The organism is Rhodococcus sp. NPDC054953, assembly GCF_053609225.1.
The window spans coordinates 865-1,261 of the sequence record NZ_JBSGXD010000067.1; the positions used below are offsets into that span (position 1 = coordinate 865).

The window sequence follows — 397 nt, forward strand, 5'->3', positions numbered from 1 at the left end:
GGGGTGACGACGGTGTCCTACGACGTGCTGGACCGTCCCGCCTCCGCCACCGATGCGCGTGGTGTCACCATGACCACCTCCTTCGATCTCCTCGGGCGCAAGACCGCCCTCGAGGTGGACGGGGAGACCACCGCCGAGTGGACGTACGACACGGTCAAGAAGGGTCGGCCCGCCAAGGACACCCGCTATGTGGGTGGCGCGGCGTACACCATGGAGGTTGGCGGCTACAACGAGCGCTATCAGGTGACCTCTTCCACCGTCACGCTGCCCTCCGGGGAAGGCGCCCTGGCGGGTACGTACACCTGGACGTACGGCTACAACAAGCGCACAGGCATCCAGGAATGGTTGATGCACCCGGCGATGGGCGGGCTGCCGCAGGAGCGGGTCACCACCAACC

General features: G+C 67.0%; 1 protein-coding gene. It reads left to right on the plus strand.

Going from position 1 to position 397, the window contains the following annotated elements; all coding sequences use genetic code 11:
* Positions 1 to 397 (plus strand): hypothetical protein (locus ACWF62_RS20505; RefSeq protein WP_452631252.1); only part of this gene is annotated, 397 nt, incomplete at both ends.